Annotated in this window: 4 protein-coding genes; all 4 read left to right on the forward strand. The window is 54.6% G+C overall.

The annotated features are described in order from the left end of the window. The coding region (locus AC1DSG_RS29380) for a heme utilization protein (protein ID WP_477794004.1) at positions 1 to 1,323 on the forward strand (1,323 nt) is incomplete at its 5' end. Positions 1,324 to 1,385: 62 nt separating this feature from the next. Continuing rightward, positions 1,386 to 2,066 carry a C39 family peptidase gene (locus tag AC1DSG_RS29385; RefSeq protein ID WP_477794005.1) on the forward strand — a complete coding sequence of 227 codons (681 nt, stop codon included), beginning with the start codon at positions 1,386 to 1,388 and terminating at the stop codon, positions 2,064 to 2,066. A 32-nt stretch (positions 2,067 to 2,098) separates the two neighbouring features. Next, entirely contained in the window at positions 2,099 to 2,845 is a 747-nt protein-coding gene (locus AC1DSG_RS29390; protein ID WP_477794006.1) for a hypothetical protein, read from the forward strand. A gap of 47 nt (positions 2,846 to 2,892) precedes the next feature. Continuing rightward, a partial coding sequence (locus AC1DSG_RS29395; protein WP_477794007.1) for a coiled-coil domain-containing protein occupies positions 2,893 to 3,318 on the forward strand: 426 nt, incomplete at its 3' end.

Below are 3,318 nucleotides of genomic sequence, written 5' to 3' on the forward strand. Positions count from 1 at the left end.
GCCCAGAGCGATCGGGGCGACAATGATGATCAGCATATTGGTCGTCACCAGACTGGCCAACAAAACGATCAACCCCCTCGTCCAACAATGATCCCTATCCGTGCGACTGCCAATGCGGAAGATAGGCAACGTAGTACCGACAACAGCGTCCTCAACCAAGGGACTGTCAACTCAGCCGAGATGAGCAGCTCTGGCGATGGCACTAGCGGCAACGTCGGTGTCAACGTGGCTGCAGGCGCTGGCAACCAACAAGACAACGCGGCCGCCATCGCAAACGCTGCTTCTGACTCCAGTCTCGATAACAGCTTCGTGTTCGGCACGTCCAATGCCAGCGCTAGCGTCCGGCAATTCAGCAACGGTAACAAGGTCGACAACTACGGCAGCACAAATACTGCCACGATGAGCGGATCGGGCAATAGCGGCAGCGGCAATATGGGTATCAACATTGCTGGTGGCGACCTTAACCAACAGAAAAACACCATGGCCATTGCCAACTCCAACGCACCGTTGGGTAACGCAACCGCCACCGCTTCTGCCGATCAAAACGGTCCTGGCCTGGTAGTGAACAACTACGCCGATCGCACAACTGAGCTGACTACGCTGACAGTTACCACTTCGTCAAGCGGTAGTGCCAATTACGATAAAGCATCCAACTTGAGCATTGATAAGAGCGCTTCTTCGAGCTTTGCTGTAAACAATGCCAAGAGCTTTACTGCCAGCGGTTCCAAGACCTTTGATGTGAGCGGTACCAAAAGCGTTGATGTGAGCGGTTCCAGGAGCGCTAATTCGAACTCTGCTTCGAGTTCTACTTTGAATGCTGCGTTGAACGCTACCTTGACCGCAGCTGCGGACGCTTCTCGTACCGTTACTCGAACCAGAGGCGATAATGAACGCACCCGCAGCGACTCTGTCGACGCATCGCTGAACGCATCGCTCGATGCAACGCTTAACGTATCGGTCGATAAAACGAACGAAAAATCGAGTTCTTCATCGTTCGAAAAAGCGTTCGACGCATCATTCACAAAATCAGGCAGTAAATCGTTCGAAAAATCCGCCAGTACAACGTCCGAAAAATCGGGCAGCAAAACGTCAGAGTCTGCGAAAGACGTAGCGAAAAGTTACTCTGAAAGCAGTTCATTTGATTTGAGCAACACATACTCCTATCAAGTGCTGACTCCAACTGGCTGGGCAAACCCTGTGACCAACACTGCAACCCTGAGCGGTTCGGTGAATGGCGGCAGTGGCAACCTGGGCGTCAACGTGGCTGCTGGTGTGGGTAACCAACAAAGCAACTCGCTGGCCATTTCCAACCAATCGTTCTAATGGCTGTCTCTGGAGGCCCCCTTACGGGGGCCTTTTTAAACACGACCAGAAGGCGTCCAACCATGCGCATTATCGCCTTGGCATTTTTGCTTTGCGTGACCAACGTGATCGAGGCTGCACAAATGCCGCTTTCCATCCTGCCGGGCGGCGCGGTGGTGTATAAGCCGATCCAGAGCATCCGCGAGCGCAAATTTGCCGACCTGGTGCAACAGAAAACCGACTTCAGTTGCGGCGCAGCTGCACTGGCGACCATTTTGCGCCAGGCCTATTGGCTGGACGTGAATGAAGAACAGGTCATCGAAGGCATGTTGGCACACTCCGATCAAGACCTTGTCCGCGTCCAGGGATTTTCCATGCTCGACATGAAGCACTACGTGGAAAGTATCGGCATGCGAGCACGTGGCTACCGGGTAGCGACGGAAACGTTGAGCGAAATCAAAATTCCGGTAGTGGTACTCATGGATGTCCGTGGTTACAAACATTTTGTGGTCTTGCAAAGAGTCCATAACGGCTGGGTATATATCGGAGATCCGGTACTCGGACATAAACGATACAAAGTCGACGAGTTTGTCAAAGGCTGGAACGGCATCATTTTTGCCGTCATTGGTCAGGGCTACGACAAAACCAATGCGTTGCTCGATCCGCCCCTGCCACTGACCGCCAAAAACCGCATCAACACCTTCAACCCGGTGCAAGACGCGGAATTGATGGATTTCGGATTCATTCAAAGCGACTTCTTCTAATAACAAGGAGCACGACGCTCCGGGAGCAACCAATGAAGACTCCAATCTGGCTGTCCGTGGTTTGCCTGGTCGCCAGCCTGCCGAGCCAGGCACAGACATTCAAACCCATTGAGCTGAACGATCAGGAATTGGCGGCCCTGCGAGGCCGCTATGTCATGCCGGGACGGATCATCAGTTTTGGCATTGCCATGACCAGCACCTGGCAAAATGCCAACGGTCAAGTGATCGGGGCAACTTCCTCGATGCAAATTCAACAATCGACCATCAAGCCACAGTTCTATGTGACGATGATCGACGACAAAGGTAATGGTTCAGCGCATCCGCAAGGTATTGGAACCGGTACCGTCACTGGCGGTAGCGGCCTTAACAGCACCGACGGCGTCACTCAAGTCGTGCGGGCTGCCGGCGACAATAATACTGCCTACAACAACGTCGACATCAACATCACAAAGGCTAACCAAGCGCCAGCCACGCAACAGCAGGGTCAGGCGTTGGCCGCAGGCTCGACGTTGGTCGGCGCCAATGGCGCGGGCTCGCTGAGTGTTTCCTCGACCGGTACGGGTGTACAACTCAACATTGTGGCCAACAACAACCAGGGCAGTACCGTACAGCGCCTGGCGCAGGGTGGGATGATGCAGAACACGACGTTGCTCGGCAGTGGCAACCAGGTCCGCAACCTCACGTCCTTCAATGTCGTGCTGCGTGACAACGTGCCGACAGCCGGTTCGGTGAGCGGCAACCTTGACCAGCTCAAAGGCATTCGCGCTCTCGGATTCTGATCTACGCTGAGTCTCACCAGATGGAGTGTCAGAAGGGACGGCTAAACATGCACCGATCGCTAACGCTCAGAGTTATCATTTGTTTGAGTAGCCTGGCCCCGGCCACACTGCTATACGCAGCAACGGACCCCCAGGTCGAAGCACTAAAAAAAGAACTCATGGAGTTGAAACAGCGTTACGAAGCGCAACAGAACGCGTTGATGGTCCTGGAGCAACGCGTTCGCCAAGTCGAAGAAGCACCAGCGACGCCCGTGCCCCAACGCCTGACCAAATCCCCTGCTGAAACGGTCAAGGGTGGTCAGACGGTGGCCTCCGGTGCACCGGGAACCACAAGCAGTTCATACGGCCAATCGCTCCAGAATGACTCGCAACCGGCCCAAAGCGTTTCCAACCTGTACGACGAAGCCAGTGGGTTCTTCGGCGGCGGCAAGTTCAGCGTCGAAACCGGTCTGACCTACACCCACTTCGATACC

The sequence above is a fragment of the Pseudomonas sp. P5_A12 genome (genome assembly GCF_056400685.1).